This is a genomic window from Proteiniclasticum sp. C24MP, from assembly GCF_043951855.1.
GTDB lineage: Bacteria > Bacillota > Clostridia > Clostridiales > Clostridiaceae > Proteiniclasticum.
In genome coordinates, this window is the sequence record NZ_JBINJW010000013.1 from 1 (window position 1) to 16765 (window position 16765).

General features: G+C 44.4%; 21 protein-coding genes and 1 other annotated feature. Of the genes, 5 read left to right on the forward strand and 16 right to left on the reverse strand.

Going from position 1 to position 16765, the window contains the following annotated elements; translation table 11 throughout:
• Positions 1–84: 84 nt before the first annotated feature.
• Positions 85–936 (reverse strand): CHAD domain-containing protein, encoded by an 852-nt coding sequence (locus ACHAL6_RS09765; protein ID WP_395270434.1) that lies wholly within the window; start codon positions 934–936, stop codon positions 85–87.
• A gap of 323 nt (positions 937–1259) precedes the next feature.
• Positions 1260–1496, forward strand: a binding site (T-box leader).
• A 74-nt stretch (positions 1497–1570) separates the two neighbouring features.
• Between ACHAL6_RS09765 and ACHAL6_RS09770 the strand changes: the two genes are divergently transcribed.
• From ACHAL6_RS09770 to ACHAL6_RS09790, 5 genes are all read left to right on the forward strand, one after another.
• Positions 1571–2734 carry an ABC transporter substrate-binding protein gene (locus tag ACHAL6_RS09770; protein WP_395270436.1) on the forward strand — a complete coding sequence of 388 codons (1164 nt, stop codon included), beginning with the start codon at positions 1571–1573 and terminating at the stop codon, positions 2732–2734.
• Between the two features lie 66 nt (positions 2735–2800).
• On the forward strand, positions 2801–3685 hold the full coding sequence (locus ACHAL6_RS09775) for a branched-chain amino acid ABC transporter permease (protein WP_395270438.1): 885 nt from the start codon (positions 2801–2803) through the stop codon (positions 3683–3685).
• 8 nt (positions 3686–3693) lie between these two features.
• Entirely contained in the window at positions 3694–4617 is a 924-nt protein-coding gene (locus ACHAL6_RS09780) for a branched-chain amino acid ABC transporter permease (protein ID WP_395270440.1), read from the forward strand.
• A 1-nt stretch (position 4618) separates the two neighbouring features.
• On the forward strand, positions 4619–5407 hold the full coding sequence (locus ACHAL6_RS09785; protein WP_395270442.1) for an ABC transporter ATP-binding protein: 789 nt from the start codon (positions 4619–4621) through the stop codon (positions 5405–5407).
• On the forward strand, positions 5391–6095 hold the full coding sequence (locus ACHAL6_RS09790; RefSeq protein ID WP_395270444.1) for an ABC transporter ATP-binding protein: 705 nt from the start codon (positions 5391–5393) through the stop codon (positions 6093–6095). Before ACHAL6_RS09785 ends, ACHAL6_RS09790 begins: the two co-directional genes overlap by 17 nt.
• 148 nt (positions 6096–6243) lie before the next feature.
• Here ACHAL6_RS09790 and ACHAL6_RS09795 read toward each other — a convergent pair whose 3' ends face one another.
• From ACHAL6_RS09795 to aroF, 15 genes are all read right to left on the reverse strand, one after another.
• Positions 6244–6792: a zinc-ribbon domain-containing protein gene (locus ACHAL6_RS09795; RefSeq protein WP_395270445.1), complete on the reverse strand. Its 549-nt coding sequence runs from the start codon at positions 6790–6792 to the stop codon at positions 6244–6246.
• Positions 6789–7139: a hypothetical protein gene (locus ACHAL6_RS09800; RefSeq protein WP_395270447.1), complete on the reverse strand. Its 351-nt coding sequence runs from the start codon at positions 7137–7139 to the stop codon at positions 6789–6791. The genes ACHAL6_RS09795 and ACHAL6_RS09800 overlap by 4 nt, the downstream gene beginning before the upstream one ends.
• Complete coding sequence (locus ACHAL6_RS09805) at positions 7132–7635, reverse strand: RNA polymerase sigma factor (protein ID WP_395270449.1); 504 nt, start codon at positions 7633–7635, stop codon at positions 7132–7134. The genes ACHAL6_RS09800 and ACHAL6_RS09805 overlap by 8 nt, the downstream gene beginning before the upstream one ends.
• 118 nt (positions 7636–7753) lie before the next feature.
• A complete protein-coding gene (gene coaBC, locus ACHAL6_RS09810; RefSeq protein ID WP_395270451.1) occupies positions 7754–8944 on the reverse strand; it encodes a bifunctional phosphopantothenoylcysteine decarboxylase/phosphopantothenate--cysteine ligase CoaBC in 1191 nt (396 codons plus the stop codon).
• Position 8945: 1 nt separating this feature from the next.
• Positions 8946–9161: a DNA-directed RNA polymerase subunit omega gene (gene rpoZ, locus ACHAL6_RS09815; RefSeq protein WP_242693922.1), complete on the reverse strand. Its 216-nt coding sequence runs from the start codon at positions 9159–9161 to the stop codon at positions 8946–8948.
• Positions 9161–9775 (reverse strand): guanylate kinase, encoded by a 615-nt coding sequence (gmk, locus tag ACHAL6_RS09820; RefSeq protein WP_395270454.1) that lies wholly within the window; start codon positions 9773–9775, stop codon positions 9161–9163. Before gmk ends, rpoZ begins: the two co-directional genes overlap by 1 nt.
• Positions 9768–10043, reverse strand: coding sequence for an extracellular matrix/biofilm regulator RemA (remA, locus tag ACHAL6_RS09825; RefSeq protein WP_207598250.1), 276 nt, complete (start codon positions 10041–10043; stop codon positions 9768–9770). The genes gmk and remA overlap by 8 nt, the downstream gene beginning before the upstream one ends.
• Before the next feature lie 10 nt (positions 10044–10053).
• Complete coding sequence (locus ACHAL6_RS09830) at positions 10054–10932, reverse strand: YicC/YloC family endoribonuclease (protein ID WP_395270552.1); 879 nt, start codon at positions 10930–10932, stop codon at positions 10054–10056.
• A 49-nt stretch (positions 10933–10981) separates the two neighbouring features.
• Positions 10982–11986 carry an asparaginase gene (locus ACHAL6_RS09835; RefSeq protein WP_395270456.1) on the reverse strand — a complete coding sequence of 335 codons (1005 nt, stop codon included), beginning with the start codon at positions 11984–11986 and terminating at the stop codon, positions 10982–10984.
• Positions 11983–13122 carry a class I SAM-dependent RNA methyltransferase gene (locus tag ACHAL6_RS09840; RefSeq protein WP_395270457.1) on the reverse strand — a complete coding sequence of 380 codons (1140 nt, stop codon included), beginning with the start codon at positions 13120–13122 and terminating at the stop codon, positions 11983–11985. The genes ACHAL6_RS09835 and ACHAL6_RS09840 overlap by 4 nt, the downstream gene beginning before the upstream one ends.
• A gap of 3 nt (positions 13123–13125) precedes the next feature.
• A complete protein-coding gene (locus ACHAL6_RS09845) occupies positions 13126–13896 on the reverse strand; it encodes an exodeoxyribonuclease III (RefSeq protein WP_395270459.1) in 771 nt (256 codons plus the stop codon).
• Complete coding sequence (gene pyrR / locus ACHAL6_RS09850; protein WP_395270553.1) at positions 13893–14441, reverse strand: bifunctional pyr operon transcriptional regulator/uracil phosphoribosyltransferase PyrR; 549 nt, start codon at positions 14439–14441, stop codon at positions 13893–13895. Before pyrR ends, ACHAL6_RS09845 begins: the two co-directional genes overlap by 4 nt.
• A 170-nt stretch (positions 14442–14611) precedes the next feature.
• Positions 14612–15523 (reverse strand): RluA family pseudouridine synthase, encoded by a 912-nt coding sequence (locus tag ACHAL6_RS09855; protein WP_395270461.1) that lies wholly within the window; start codon positions 15521–15523, stop codon positions 14612–14614.
• Between the two features lies 1 nt (position 15524).
• Entirely contained in the window at positions 15525–15971 is a 447-nt protein-coding gene (gene lspA / locus ACHAL6_RS09860; RefSeq protein ID WP_395270462.1) for a signal peptidase II, read from the reverse strand.
• Complete coding sequence (gene aroF / locus ACHAL6_RS09865) at positions 15968–16762, reverse strand: 3-deoxy-7-phosphoheptulonate synthase (protein WP_395270464.1); 795 nt, start codon at positions 16760–16762, stop codon at positions 15968–15970. Before aroF ends, lspA begins: the two co-directional genes overlap by 4 nt.
• Positions 16763–16765: the final 3 nt, after the last annotated feature.

The following is a 16765-nucleotide window of genomic DNA, read 5'->3' on the forward strand; positions in this document are numbered from 1 at the left end:
GAGGGGTGATGCTGCTGATAGAAAGCCGCATCCCCCTCTTTTTATGTTATTTGTCGTTTCATCTTCTACTTTATGGTGCACCGTTTAATGCTGAACCACCCTTTTCAGCTTATGCTTATATTCCTCTCTTTCCCTACTGATGTAGTTCAGAAATCCTGTCCGAAGTTTTTCTTCCTCCTCTGTGGTTTCAAACGAAGAAACAATTTTAAGGTGCACATCCGCATCATGGATTTTCCCTGCAGTATCCTGTATTCTTTTCAGGTGCTCCGCCCTTTTCATGGCGAGATCGCCCAGAAGGTCATCCTTCATCTGCAATGTATAGTTGATGTTTTTCGCCAATACTCTCAGTTTATGGACTTCTTTTTCCGAATCGTAATCAAGCTTCCTTTCCATCTCGGAAAAATGATCCATCAGCTCCTGATATCTGTCAGCAATGAATGTTTCGCTGTCTTTATCCAGAACCAGGGTGGAATTCCTGAAGAGCTGCTTTCCATAACCCAAAAACCGCTTCAGCGTCTCCTCATACCTGACTCTGAATGCTATAGGATCCAGTTTCTCTTCCTTCCCTCTAAAGAACCTGGTCTTCTCCATTTCTCTCTCATTCATTTCATAAAAGAGGTTCTTCTCTTCTTCCGTGAGCTGACTGCTGAATTTCTCAGACGATTTGAGATACACATGTTTCGCACGTAGAGATCCGAAATTACGAAGCAGCATCTTCAGACTAGAGATGAGCTCCTTTCTCTCCTTCTTTTTCAGCAGCGGCTTGTGGAAATAGAGCAGTGAAATCAGTTTTCTGATATTGATGCGAAGATCGTGAATGATTTCCTCAAGTTCCGTTTCATCGGGATTTCTCCTCAGTTTCATGAGCAGCAGATCCTGTGCAAGAAAAATCACCTTGGCATCCATCTGGAACTGATCGATCAGTGTGTTTTTCATTTTCATCCTTCTCACCCGACTTTTCTTCACTTTTTTCAACATTTTCCATCTTTTTTTAAATTTCTTTCAATGATTTTCCTAACTTCATCATAGATTTAATTATTACGGATATCAAGAAATTCCACCATTGTTATTCGTTTATTTATAGTTATGACGGTTTTGTAAACGATGTTCATTAACAAATGTAAATTTATCACCTCTACTGTCACTATGGTAAACATTTACCACTATTAACAAATCAAAATAATCGAACTAAAAATAATATTGACTTATTCTTATTAGAATGATAATATCACTTCATGATAAAAATTAATAAATAAATTACACAAATGTTGACGAAGAAAAAAACTACCTGGTAGATCCACAGAGAATCGGAGAAGCTGAGAACCGATGAGATACTTGTAGACAATAAATCACTTCCGAGTTTCATGACTGAAAATTCTCCAGTAAGTCATGACGCCTACCAGCGTTACATGGTTAGGGTTTAATAGAACCTGATGAGATAATATCAGCGATGATATTATGAAAATAAAGTGGTACCGTGCTTTTGCACCTTTATTATGTTCTACATAATAAGGGTTTTTTTTATACAAAAGAAATAATCAAATTTATCAAAATGATGGAGGGAACACAAATGAAAAAGGGAATGAAATTATTCACAGCCGGACTCTTATCCTCACTTATGCTCGCAGGATGCGGTGCAAAGGAATCTGTAGGAGACGGTGACACCGTCAAACTGGGACTTAATTATGAATTGTCCGGTAATGTATCCACTTACGGAACCAGCCTAGTCAATGGAATCGAATTTGCAGTGAAGGAGATCAACGCCAATGGTGGTGTGCTCGGAAAGCAGATCGAACTTGTCAAAGTGGACAATAAGTCATCAGGAGAAGAGGCTGCCAATGTCTCATCCAGACTTGCAACCAGAGACAACGTAGTGGCCATCCTCGGACCTGCAACATCAGGTAATACAAAATCAGCACTTCCACCAGCGGAAGAAAACAAAGTACCCCTGATATCAGCGTCCGCCACCGCTGACGATGTAACCCTTGATTCAAATGGAAATGTCAGACAGTATGTCTTCAAAACCTGTTTCAGCGACTCCTTCCAGGGTGTCACCATGGCAAACTTTGCCGCAAAGGAACTGGGACTTCTGAAGACTGCGATTCTGAGAGATAACACCTCTGATTACAGCCAGGGACTTACAGATGCCTATAAGAACACCTATGGTGCTTTAGGAGGAGAAGTCGTTGCCGAGGAAGCTTATCAGGCAAAAGATACAGACTTCAAAACACTTCTCACAACCATAAAAGCATCCGACCCGGATGTACTGTTTGTTCCAGGTTACTATGAAGAAGTCGGTCTTATCATCAAACAGGCAAGAGAACTTGGAATGAACATGCCTGTTCTAGGCGCAGATGGTTTCGACTCTCCAAAACTTCTGGAAATCGCAGGAGCAGACAATCTGAACGGAACCTACTACTCCAATCACTATTCATCAGGCGATACTTCCGATGAAGTGGTGGAATTCAAGACTTCCTTCAACACGGAATACGGTGCAGACCCGGATGCCTTCAACGCATTAGGCTATGACATGGCGTACATGGTGGCAGATGCTCTTGAAAGAGCCGGCGAAGTGGATCGTGAAAAACTGAAAGAAGCTCTGGAAGCTACTGAAAACTTCAAGGGCATCACAGGATCACTGTCCATCGATGAATTCCACAACCCTGTTAAAGCTGTGACCATTCTTGAGGTGAAAGATGGCGTACCGACTTACCTCATGAAGCAGCAACCATAAAACAGACCATAAGGATAGGGCTGTCTAGTTTAGACAGCCTCTACTCCATTTAAAGGAGGAATCATCTTGGAACAAATCATACAGCAGCTGATAAACGGTGTCTCACTGGGCAGCATCTACGCGCTCATCGCTCTTGGATATACAATGGTATATGGAATCATAAATCTTATTAACTTCGCCCATGGAGATGTACTGATGATCGGTGCTTACATCGGCTTCGCTCTGACAGGTATTTTCGGTTTTTCTTTCTTCCCCGCCCTGATCGTATCCATGCTGGCATGTGGGATTCTGGGTATGGTCATTGAAAAGGTCGCTTACAAACCCCTTAGAGGAGCGTCGAGAATCTCGAACCTGATCACTGCCATAGCTGTATCTCTTTTTCTTCAGTACGGTATGATGTATTTCGTCGGACCGGAAAGCCGAACCTATAAAGAAGTGCTTCCGTCATCACAGATCAAAGTCATGGGAACCGGAGCCGTCATTGACATCAAGAGTTTTTACATCATCGGAATCACCATTATTCTGATGCTGGTGCTTATGTATATCACAAACAGAACGAAAATCGGAAAATCCATGAGAGCTCTTTCCCAGGATAAAGATGCTGCGGAACTCATGGGCATCAACGTGAATAAAACCATCTCCTACACCTTCTTCATCGGCTCTGCTCTTGCAGGTGCAGCTGGAGTGCTTATCGGCGTCTATTACAGTACACTGAATCCGCTCATGGGCGCTACGCCAGGTCTGAAAGCCTTTGTCTCAGCTGTAATCGGTGGAATCGGAATCATTCCAGGCGCAGTATTCGGCGGTTTCTTCCTGGGTCTCATCGAGACACTTGTCAGCTCCATAGGTGGTTCACTCTATAAAGATGCAGTCGCTTTTCTCATTCTGATTCTGGTACTGCTCATTAAGCCTACAGGTCTTATGGGTTATAAAGAACAGGAAAAGGTATAGGAGGTAACATGAAGGAATTAATCAGCAAAAACAATATCGTAAAAGCGGCGATGGTTCTGGCTCTTTATCTCACCGTATACCTTCTGATGAATGCAGGAATCATCGATTCCTACATATTTCTGAATATCGTAAGTATCGGAATCAACATCATACTTGCAGTCAGCCTGAATCTCATCACCGGTTTCACCGGTCAGCTTTCACTGGGACATGCGGCATTCATGTCCATAGGCGCTTACGCATCAGGGATTCTTACAGCGAAACTGGGACTCCCCTTCATCGCTGGTATTCTCGGTGCAGCCCTTGCCGCAGCCCTTGCAGGCGTTCTCATCGGTGTCCCCACATTACGTCTCAAAGGAGATTATCTTGCCATCGCAACTTTGGGGTTCGGAGAAATCATCAGAATCATCGGCCTCAACTGGAAATATGTTGGGGGTGCCATGGGACTCAATGACATTCCCCGGTATACCAACTGGACGTGGCTTTATTGGATCATCGTTCTTACAGTGGTAATCATATGGAATTTTCTTTCCTCCTACAACGGAAGAGCAGTCATTTCCATCAAGGAGGATGAGATCGCATCCACTTCCATGGGCGTCAACACGAACTACTACAAAGTGCTGGTATTTACCATAGGTGCACTGTTCGCAGGAATCGCAGGTGCTCTTTATGCCAATTATTTCTATTTCATCAAACCGGATTCCTTCGGATTCATGAAGTCCGTGGATATTCTAGTCATCGTCGTATTAGGTGGCCTGGGCAGCATCAGAGGAAGCATCATAAGCGCCATCGCCTTATCACTGGTATCTTTGTCTCTGCAGGGAATCCCAGAACTTCGAATGGTCATCTATGCTGTGATTCTATTCATCATGATGGTGTATAAGCCTCAGAGAATACTCGGTTCTTTCAGAAAACTTGTGAAAAAGGAGGTATAAAATGGCACTGCTTAACGTAACGAAACTCACTAAAAACTTTGGTGGCGTAAAAGCTGTCACCGATGTCGATCTTGATGTGGAAGAAAACACCATCACCGGAATCATCGGTCCCAACGGTGCCGGAAAGACGACCTTTTTCAATCTTCTCACCGGGATCTACAAGCCCAGCTCAGGAGACATCATCTATCACATCAACGGTGATGTGAAAAGCCGCATGCTGAAGCCTCAGAAGATGACCAGTTATGGAATCGCAAGAACATTTCAGAACATAAGACTGTTCAAGGAAATGACCGTCACCGATAATGTTCTGCTTGGTTATCACTGCAATCTTTCCTATGGTGTGCTTCCTTCCATATTGAGACTTCCCTCCTATTTCAGGGAAGAATCCAAAGCTCTTTCCAAAGCCCATGAACTTCTGAAGATCTTCAATCTCTATGACAAAAGAGAGGAACTGGCTAAAAACCTTTCCTACGGAGACCAGCGTAAAGTGGAAATTGCCAGAGCTATGGCGGCGGACCCGAAGATCCTTCTTCTGGATGAGCCTGCTGCCGGTATGAATCCCAATGAGACAAAAGAACTCACAAAACTCATCAAATGGGTTCAGGAAGAATTCCAGCTTACCATTATTCTCATTGAACATGACATGTCACTGGTCATGAAATTATGCGATAAGATTTTCGTATTCGACTATGGACACCTCATAGCTGAAGGAGATGCGGAAAGTATACAGAACAATGAAAGAGTGCTCAAAGCGTATCTGGGAGGTGATTACGTTGCTGAAGCTCGATAATCTATCCGTCCACTATGGCGCGATACAGGCTCTTAGAAACATCTCCCTGGAAATCGGTCAAGGAGAAGTCGTTTCCCTCATCGGTGCCAACGGTTCTGGAAAAACCACAACTTTACGGACCATCTCCGGCCTGGTCAGGAAATCCTCTGGTGAAATACTCTATGACAACAAGGATATTTCAAAGAAGCAGGCTTCGGATATCGTGAAGATGGGACTTTCTCATGTTCCAGAAGGAAGACGTATTTTCCCCAGAATGAGTGTATATGAAAACCTCGAAGTGGGTGCCATTACCAGAAAGGATAAGGATGGCGTGGAAAAAGATTTCAAACGGTCCTTCGAACTGTTCCCTCGTCTTCTGGAAAGAAAGCATCAGATGGCAGGAACTTTGTCTGGTGGTGAGCAGCAGATGCTCGCCATTGCACGTGGACTTCTTTCAAGACCAAAACTTCTGCTGCTGGATGAGCCTTCCATGGGACTGGCTCCACTGATTGTAGAGGAAATCTTCACGATTCTTCGCGATATCAACGAGACAGGCACCACCATCCTGCTGGTGGAGCAGAACGCAAACCTTGCTCTTAATTTTTCCAATCGTGCATATATCCTGAAAAACGGAATCATTGACCTGGAAGGATACTCCAAAGACCTTCTCCATAATGAAGAAGTCAAGAAAGCCTATCTGGGCGCATAGAAAGAAGACCGGTGAGCGTCATTTTCACTCATCGGTCTTCTTTTTTTGCACTGTGGTCTGCTGCATTTAGAGGGTCTCCATATGGAAGATCGAAAACCCGGGTATTGACCTGGAGCAATCCGTTTCAGAGTCCTTGTTCCTTCAGATGCTACGCATCAAAATCGAAGAACTCTTCCTGTGGCACATTGAACTCCTCATAAATCGTCTCCGTTCTCACTGAATAGAACAAAGATCCCAATACAACGACGATAATGAATGGCAGGAGGACGGCTATGGCAAGTATCGCAATGAGGGACCTGTTTCCTTTCTTGACCGTTCTCTCACTATATGGATTATCATGATAATGATCAAGCGCTTTGGCGCAGTTGGGGCAGACTTTGTAGTGAGGCTCCACTGCCATGCCACAGTCAGGACATCTTTCCTTCAGATCTGCTCCACAGGATGGACAGGTCATGAATTCAGGCCTCACCCGTTCTCCACAGTTCGCGCAGGATAGCGAAGAATAGTTTTCCCTGAAGATAAGATAGATGATGAGACCCAGCAGTGAGGGCACGAATACAGCAACAATGGTCCACAACAGTGCATTCATCCCTCTCTCGCTGGCATCCCGATAGACATAGACGCCAATCATGACGGGAATGACGAAAATGAAAAGCAGTATGATCAGCAGTGGTATGGTGGATAGAAATATACTCATCGGTAAAGAACCTCCTTATAATTGATGTAGAGTTTATTTAATCCGTAGAAGAGGATGATCACGGATAAACTGACTATGATGAAGAGAGCAGCCATAAGATTCACTACCCATAATGGAAGTGCAGCTGCAACACCTAGAAGAAATGACAGGGCGTAATTGAAAAGAATCACAGCCAGAGAAGTCATCACCACAATGATTTTCCATTCTCTTTTCTCTTTTGAGATTCCCTCCAGTTTCTTCTGATCATAGAAAGGCTGCACGATGAACACTTCCTCCCTCTCCTCCAAAGATCTTATTTCTTCAAAAGCATTACTGATTTTATCGTCAAAATCCTGGTTCTCATTCATCTCTCAATTCCCTCCTTAATTCCTCTCTTGCCGCATGAAGTCTGGACTTGACAGTCCCTTCCTTAACCCCTGCAAGTTCAGCGATTTCTCTGGTTGAATATCCTTCATAATAGTGCAGAACAACTATCATCCTTTTCCTTCGATCCAGGCTCCCAAGCGCTTCAAGAAGTTCCTCACGGGCTGAGTCCTCCTTCGCGTATTCCGCGCTTTCAAGAACATAGTCCTTCTGCTCACTGGATCTGAATTCAGAAAACAGACTTTCAAAGGCACGTTTTTTCAGCATGCTGCGGTATGTGTTGACGCAGATTTTAGTGAGCCATGGGTAAAAAGACTGCTGTGAATTATATGTACCTATCCCTTTCAGGACTTTCAGCCAGGTCTCCTGATAGAGTTCTTCCGCTCTCAGTGGATCCCTTTCAAGCTTCAGACACAGAAAGTAAAGCCTTCTCCCATATTCATCAATGAACTCATCAATCATCCTGTCACCTGCCTTCAACTTGATCCTCTTATCTATATATACATCAGTTTATACCGAAAGGTTCATTTTAAATTCAGATTCTCCTGTTTCATCACAAAAAAATCATAAGTCAGACGCTGACTTATGATTTTCTGCTCTATATTTTATCAGGAATACTTTGTATGATCTCATCCAGAATTCCATGGGCAGTATCCGCTTTGGATAATTCACCTAAGTCTCTCTTCAGACCATCTTTTCCCAATAGGATAATCCGGTTGTGATCCTGGCCGAAAACCTTCCCATCCGAGATATCATTGGCTGCAATGAAATCCAGATTCTTTCTGGTCAGCTTTTCTTCTGCATACTGTTCCAGGTTCTCGGATTCTGCAGCAAACCCGATGAGGATCTGATTTTTCTTCTTCTGGCCAAGTTCTTTTAAAATATCCTTGTCTTTCACAAGCTCCAGTGTGAGAGAAGAATCTTCTTTCTTGATCTTATCCTTCGCCACTTCTTTTACTTTGAAATCGGAAACTGCCGCGGCCATGAAAACCATATCCGCAGACTCGAAATATGCATTTACCGCCTGGTCCATGGCTTCATTGGTAAGCGCAGTGATCTGCTGGATCCCCTGAGGCACACTTCCTGCAATATTACCGGTTATGAGAATCACTTCCGCTCCGCGGTCTCTCAGCGCTTCAGCGAGCGCCATCCCCATCTTGCCGGAAGAACGGTTCGTCAGAACCCTTACCGGATCCATAGGTGCTTCTGTTCCTCCTGCGGTGACGATGACCTTTTTCCCTGCATAGTCCTTCTTTGGATAAAGAAGTTTCATGATCTCATCGAAAATGTCATCCACCAGAGCAAGCTTTCCTTCGCCCACATCTCCGCAAGCCAGTCTACCTGCACCCGGTTTCACAAAAGTGAATCCCAGGCTCTTCAGCTTCTCGATATTTTCCTGAACCATGGGGCTTGCATACATCTGCGTGTTCATGGCAGGTGCAATGAGCACTTTGGCCTTCGTCGCCATGATGGAAGTTGAAATCCAGTCATCGGCGATGCCGTTTGCGATTTTGCCGATCATGTTCGCCGTTGCCGGAACCACCGCGAACACATCCGCTTTCTGGGCGAGAGAAATATGCGCGATCTCAAATGCCTTGGGCTCATCGAACATATCCGTAATGACAGGATTCTGACTCAGACTCTGAAAACTGAGGGGAGTGACAAATTCCTGTGCCGATTTTGTCATGGCCACGTCAACATCAATATTCTGCTTTTTCAGTCTCGAAACCAGTTCAAGGGCTTTATAGGCGGCTATGCCTCCTGTTACACCCAGCACAACGCTTTTCATCTTACTTCACACCATCTTTTAGTGTTTCATATTCAATCAGCCCTGCATTCACTTCATTTACTGCACTGGACAGCGGATTCACGCTGGTTCCAGGAAGAAGTGGTTCCTGTCCGTCTATAAGCTGTCTTGCTCTTCTTGATGTGATGGTCACCAGTCTGTATCTGTTCTCTACTCTGTTTAGTAATTCTGTTACTGATGGATCTATTAATGAACTCATTATAATTTTTCCTCCTTAAGGGTTAATATCTCATTTGAAACACGAGTGACACGACATTTCTCAGCTCTGACAATGCATATCAGATCCTGATAAGCCTGTTCCACTGTGTGATTGGTGATGGCATAATTGTATTTGTTCACATAGTTGATTTCATTATACGCCGATTTGAATCTGGTCAGAAGAGACTCTGGTGTCTCGCTTCCTCTCCCGATGATTCTGTTTCTCAGCTCATTCATGGAAGGCGGCAGTATGAAAATGAAAATCCCTTCGGTGGTGTTCTCCTGCACATTCAGTGCACCCTGAATGTCGATTTCCAGAATCACATCTGTTCCTTCACTGAGTTTTCGCTCCACTTCTGCCCGTGGCGTTCCATAGTAATTCCCATATACCTCAGCATATTCCAGAAACTCATCATTTTCGATCATTTTCTGGAACTCCTCGCGGCTTACGAAGTAATAGCTTTCTCCTTCCACTTCTCCCGCTCTAGGCGCTCTCGTGGTCATGGATACAGAATTCCATATGAAATTCTCGCAGTGTTTCTTGTATGCATCACATACGGTTCCTTTGCCTGCTCCTGAAGGTCCTGATATGACCAGGAGTAATCCTCTACTCATCTATACCTACCTCATCCACAATTTCGTCTTTCGTTTCCAGTCTGTGTGCTACGGTTTCAGGCTGCACTGCGGAAAGAATGATATGATCCGAATCCGTCACCACTACAGCCCTGGTTCTTCTGCCATAGGTAGCATCAATGAGCATGCCTCTTTCCCTTGCTTCCTGAATAATCCTTTTTATAGGAGCGGATTCAGGAGAAACGATGGCTACAATCTTATTGGCTGATACAATATTCCCAAAACCTATATTAACGAGTTTAATATTCACGACCTCACCCCTACTCAATATTCTGCATTTGTTCTCTGATTTTCTCGATTTCGTTCTTGATGAGAAGCACATTATTTGTGATCTCGATATCCACAGATTTCGATGCCATGGTATTGGCTTCTCTGTTCATTTCCTGAGCCAGAAAATCCAGTTTTCTGCCCACTGGAACAGTCTCATCCAGGAAGCTCTTCATCTGATCCATATGAGACAGAAGTCTTGTGATCTCTTCATCGATGCTTGCTTTATCTGTATATAGCGCAATTTCCAGAGCCAGCCTGGATTCATCCACCGGAACGGTTTCCAGAAGCTCTTTGATTCTGTTTTCCAGTCTTTCTTTATAAAGTGGAATGACTTCTTTGTCTTTTTCTTTGATCACTTCCACGATCTTTCTGACTTCATCCGCTTTGACCAGCATATCGTTTTTAAGGGATGCCCCTTCCACTTCTTTCATCTCCAGCATCTTCCTGGCGGCTTCTTCCACCGCTTCTGCCATGAGTGTCCAGATTTCCTCCATATTCTCTTCTTTTTCTTCTGTGAAAACCACGTCCGGAAATCTGGAAATCAGTGAAACCGAAATATCATCTGCCAGTGTAAACTCATCGCGAAGGTTTTTCAGGATATCCACATACCCCTTCGCCAGATACTGGTTGGATTTGACCACCGTATCTTCCTTTGTGTAGTTTCTGTAAGTGATGAATACGTCCACCTTTCCTCTGGAAAGATATCCGGAAATCACTTTTCTCACTCTGTCCTCCACAGGCATAAGACTCTTGGGCATTCTGATGTTCATATCGAGGTACCTGTGATTTACGCCTCTCATCTCCACCAGAAAACTTCTCTTTCCATCGTCCACCATGGCTCTTCCAAAGCCTGTCATGCTCTTTATCATCATACGCCTCCAATTTATTCCTTCATTATATGCCTTAACTCAGAGAGCATCAAGCATTATCCGTTTCTTCCAGATAGAGATCCTTCTCAAACCAGTCCCTTACATCCTCCGGATCGTCGTATATGGAAAGCGCAACCATCAGCTTTATTCTTGCTTTCTGACCGGGCAGCGCATCTCCGAAAATGACGCCCATATTCCTGAGATGCTTTCCTCCACCCTCATATCCGTAACTGCCGAAGACGCGTCCTTCGTAGCATCTTGATACAATGACCACATGGATTTTTCTGGATAGCGCATAGCGAATGCCTTCCACCATCTGGGGTGGAACATTTCCACGACCGAAAGCTTCGATGATAATTCCTTTTGTACCTTTATCCACCAGGAATTTCAGGTAGGTGGAATCCATTCCTGCCACGGTTTTCACAAGATCCACATTGGATGTCAGATGGTCTATGTCATGCACCTGTCTTACATCATTGCTTCTGTAGTATATTACACGGTTGTTGTCCACTATGCCTAAGGGTCCGAAGGATGGTGTTCTGAACGCGTTCAGTGAAAGTGAATTCGTCTTGGTCACTTCCTGGGCTGCATTGAGTTCTCCATTGAGGCAGACAAGGACACCACGATTTCTGGATTCCTTCGAAGAGGCAGTTACAATGGACTGCGCCAGATTGGATGGACCATCATAGCCAAGTTCCGAACCGGAACGCATGGCTCCAGTGAATACAATGGGAATCTCCGTATCTATGGTAAGATCGAAAAGAAATGCTGTCTCTTCCAGCGTGTCCGTTCCATGGGTGATCACCACACCATCGGGCTGATCTTCGCGAATCACTTTCAGCGTGAACTCTCTTAGCTCCATCATTTTCTCCAGCGTCATGTGCGGACTGGGAAAGGAGCTGAAGTTATAGGAGATGACTTCCGCATGTTTTTCGATTCCTGTGACCATATGCATGATTTCTTCTCCTGTGAGAGAAGGCACCGCAGCCTTTATCTTGGGGTCCACTTTCATCGATATGGTTCCGCCATTAAAAATCACGATAATTTTCTTCATATAATCTGGTCCTCTTTTCTCTTCTCTGCAAAATACTGATAGAAGTAGGTCAGAATCCTGCCATTATAAAGTTTTCTGTTCTTGTGGGCCTTTCTGCCGAAAGCTTTCTCGAACCCTTCCAGCGCAGAGAGGATATACATTTCAAAATCCTCGTTGACAGCCTTGTCACGACCCATTTTCTCCATGAGCATCACGATATTCTCTCTCTCTCCCAGACGCTCTCCGTATGGTGGATTCGTGATGATCGTCACATTCCGGTCTGTGTATTTCAGATTCATGAAATCCTGATGGTTGAAGTAGATATTCTTGAAAACACCCGCTTTTTTCGCATTCATCTTTGCAGTGGAAAGCACATAGGTGTCATTATCATATCCGGTGATGGAGAGTTTAAGGGATTTCACCTGATTTCTTGCCCCTTCTCTCACCTGATCATAAACATCCTTCGGAAACCCCGGCCAGGTCTCTGATACAAATTTACGGTCCACATTCGGTGCGATATTACGCGCAATCATGGCCGCTTCAATGAGGATGGTGCCGGATCCGCAGAAAGGATCGATGAGCGGTCTTGAACCATCATATCCTGAAATCAGAACCATGGCTGCCGCAAGTGTTTCCTTTACTGGTGCTGCGCCTGAATGTTCACGATAGCCTCTTCTATGAAGACCTTCTCCTGATGTGTCCACGGTGATTGTCGCAATATCCTTCAGAAGCGCGATTTCAATCTTGTAGACTGCTCCGGTTTCCGCGAAGATTTCACGATCGTAAGTCTTTTTCATGGACTCCACCACCGCTTTCTTCACAATGCTCTGGCAGTCCGGAACACTGTGAAGCTGACTTCTGACAGATTTCCCGACCACATGCATTTTACCGCTGATGGGAATCAGCGCACCGAAATCAATGGCTTTTGTTCCCTGGAACAGCTCTTCGAAAGTGACGGCTTTGAATTCCGCAAGTTTTATGAGCACTCTTTCTGCGGTTCGAAGGTGAACATTGCAGATGGCGATGTCCATTTCATCTCCATCGAACTCGACTTTACCGTTCTCCACCTTCAGATCTTCATAACCTAAAGCTTTCAGTTCATTGGAAAGTATTTTTTCTATGCCGAAGGCACAGGTGGCAATGAGTCTGTAATCCATTCTTTATTCTCCTTTAAGTGTTAAAGAGAGAGGACAATGATCTGATCCCATGATGTCATTGTATATGGAAAGATCTTCCACATCCTCCAGCATGTTCTCCGATACAACAAAGTAATCTATTCTCCAACCCGCGTTTCTGTCTCTTGCACGGAATCTCTGATCCCACCAGGTGTATTTCACTTCTTCCGGGTTCCTGTCTCTCCACACATCAGCATAGCCGTGGCTTAGAAGCTTGGTGAACCAGTCTCTTTCAATCTGAAGGAAACCTGAAGTCTTTCTGTTGCTTTCCGGATTCGCCAGGTCGATTTCATTATGTGCAACATTGAAATCTCCAGTGATCACCACTTTTCTGCCTGCATCCTTCAGCGCATCAAACTTTGCAAGAAGATCGTCATAGAATCTCATCTTATAAGCCAGTCTTTCCTCTCCTCTTCCTCCATTGGGGAAGTAGATCCCGAAAATCGCATACTCACCTACATTGACCTGAATCACTCTTCCTTCAGCATCGTACTCCTCTATCCCGGACCCCTTTATGATTTCATCCACAGGGATTCTGGTGTAGACCGCTACGGAAGAGTATCCTTTTCTTATTCCGGAGTGCATTGTCAGGGTATATCCCAGCTCTTTCAGATAAATCTCCTCTACCAGCTGGTCCTCCTGCATTTTCGTTTCCTGGATAAAAAGAATATCCGGATCCAGTTCCATGACACGCTCCTTGAATCCTTTTTTCATGATGGCTCGTAGTCCATTCACGTTCCATGATACTATCTTCATTCGATACCTTCCTTTATGAATATATCCACTGCGTTTCTGCCATCCACTTCTTCCAGCATGACTTTAATGAGCTCATTTCTGGAAGTAGGCACATTCTTGCCTACATAGTCTGCTCTGATGGGGAGTTCTCTATGTCCCCTGTCAATCAGTACCGCAAGCTGAATGCTTTTGGGTCTTCCGTTTTCTGTTACAGCATCCAGGGCTGCTCTAACAGTACGCCCTGTATAGAGGACATCATCCACAAGAATGACTTTCTTGTCCTTGATGGGCACATCAATCTGTGCATTCTTGATCATCGGTGTTTCATAATCTTCTTCCAGGTCATCCCGATACAGCGTGATGTCCACACTGGACACAGGAATCACCGCATCTTCAAATTTTCTGATGTTTTCCTGTATTCTCTCCGCCAGAGGTACGCCCCTTCTTTTGATTCCCACAAGAACGATGTCTTTTACCCCTTTATTCTTCTCTACAATCTCATGAGAGATTCTCACAAGAGCTCTTTCTATCGCTTTTTCATCCATGAGTCCCGCTTTAAATTCCATAAGCTGCCATAGAAGTATGCTTCTATGGATGACACCACCTTTTCTGTTTATTTGCTTCATCTATTCTATTTCCTGTTTTGTGCAATCCTATATCATCTCATTATACTAAAACATCCCAGCATAAGGCTAGGATGTGTTCATATTTTATTAATAATATTCATCTTTTGTTCTTATTTTCGTTCCATTCGATGAAGTTTCATGAGAAATGCCTTGAATTCTTCATGAACAGGAGCTCTGAAAATCTTATAGCCTTTCTGAGGCGTTTCAAACCCCAGGGTTGCAGCATGAAGTAGCTGCCCTTTGACAGATTCCTTTTTGTGTCCGTAAACATAATCCCCAACCAGCGGATGATGCAGCGAAGCCATATGCACTCTGATCTGATGGGTTCTTCCTGTCTCAAGCCTGGCTCTGATCAGTGTGAAGCCCTCATATCTTCTGATGACATCATAATGAGTAACAGCTCTTTTCCCGTCCTCCACGATGGCCATCTTCATTCTGTCCTTTCTGGAACGCCCCAGTGGAGCGTCGATGGTTCCATGTTCTGTTTTCACATTTCCATGAACCAGGGCATAATACTCTCTTTTCATCGAATGGTCCTTCAGCTGAGCTGAAAGATAGCCATGCGCAAGATCATTCTTCGCCACAACCAGAATTCCCGTTGTGTCCTTGTCTATCCGATGGACGATGCCAGGCCTTAGAATTCCATTGATTCCGGAGAGATCCTTGACATGGTACAGAAGTGCATTCACCAGAGTATCGTGGTAATTTCCCTGAGCCGGATGCACCACCATTCCCTTCGCCTTATTGACCACCACAAGATCTTCGTCCTCATAAAGAATGTCTATGGGTATATCCTTGGCGCTCACTTCCAGTTCTTCCAGTTCTGGAAGCTCCAGCAGAATTCTTTCATCCTCCTGTACCTTGTAGGATGATTTCCTGATTCTGTCTTCCACTGTAATGCATTCTTTCTCAATGAGCTTCTGTATGTAGGATCTTGAAAGATCCGGCAGTTTCTCACTGAGATACACATCCAGTCTTCTACCGGCTGATTCAGCTTCGACTATATACTGCAGTTCTTCCACGTTAATCCACTTCCTTCAGAATATAGATCACAAGAAGCCCTGTGCCGATGGTGATGCATATATCCGCCACATTGAATGAAGGGAAATAGTATACATCCTTCCAGTGCCAGGATATGAAATCCACCACAAACCCGAATCTCACTCGGTCAATGAGATTACCCACTGCACCAGTGAGAATGAGACCAGTACTGACGGTGAGAAGCCAGGTCTTCTTCTTCGCCTTATAGTAGTTAAACAGAAGTATCCCCATGATGACTACGGTGACTGCAGCCAGAAGGTACGCTCTGCCCTGGAAGATGCCAAAGGCTGCCCCCCTGTTTTCAAGGTAGGAAAGGTCAAAGAATCCTTCTATGACTGTGATATCCTGCTTTCCTTTCAGTGTATCCACTGCCCAAATCTTTGTCACATAATCCAGAATCAGTCCTATAATGAAAATTACGTAGATCATCTCAGCCTCCAAATTTCGCTTGTATTATGCATTATTTCCTTCAGTGTAATCATGTCGATGGTCTGCTGACTATCTGAACAGGCTTTGTCCGGTTCCACATGGGTTTCTATGAGCAGTCCGTCAGCGCCTGCCATGATGCCGGCTAGAGACATGGGTTTCACAAGATCCCGTACTCCCGTTCCATGACTGGGATCTACAAATACCGGTAATCTTGAATTCTTCTTCAGATAAGCAACCGAATTCAGATCCAGAGTGTTTCTTGTGGTGGTCTCAAAGGTTCTGATTCCTCTCTCACACAAAATCACCTGTTCATTTCCTGTATTCAGAATATACTCTGCCGCATTGACCCATTCATTGACCGTCGCGCTGAATCCTCTTTTCAGGATCACAGGCTTTCCAAGTCTGCCCACTTCTTCAAGAAGCACATAGTTATACATGTTTCTTGATCCGATCTGAATGATGTCCACCACATCCATGGCTTTTTCTATGTCTCTCACATCAAGTATTTCCGTGGAAATCACCATCTGAAATTCTTTCTTGATGGCGCTGAGAATTTCAAGCCCTTCCTCTTTAAGGCCTTGGAAATCATAAGGGGAAGTTCTGGGTTTGAACGCTCCACCTCTCAGCACATCCACGCCCAGATTCTTCAGATTCCCGGCGATTTTTCTCATGGTATCCATATCTTCCACAGAACAGGGTCCCGCAAAAAATACAGGGTCTTCTGAGATGATTTTATGTCCGATTTCAATTTTCACTTTGCCTAGCGAAAGGTCCATTGTCTTTTGCATCATTTC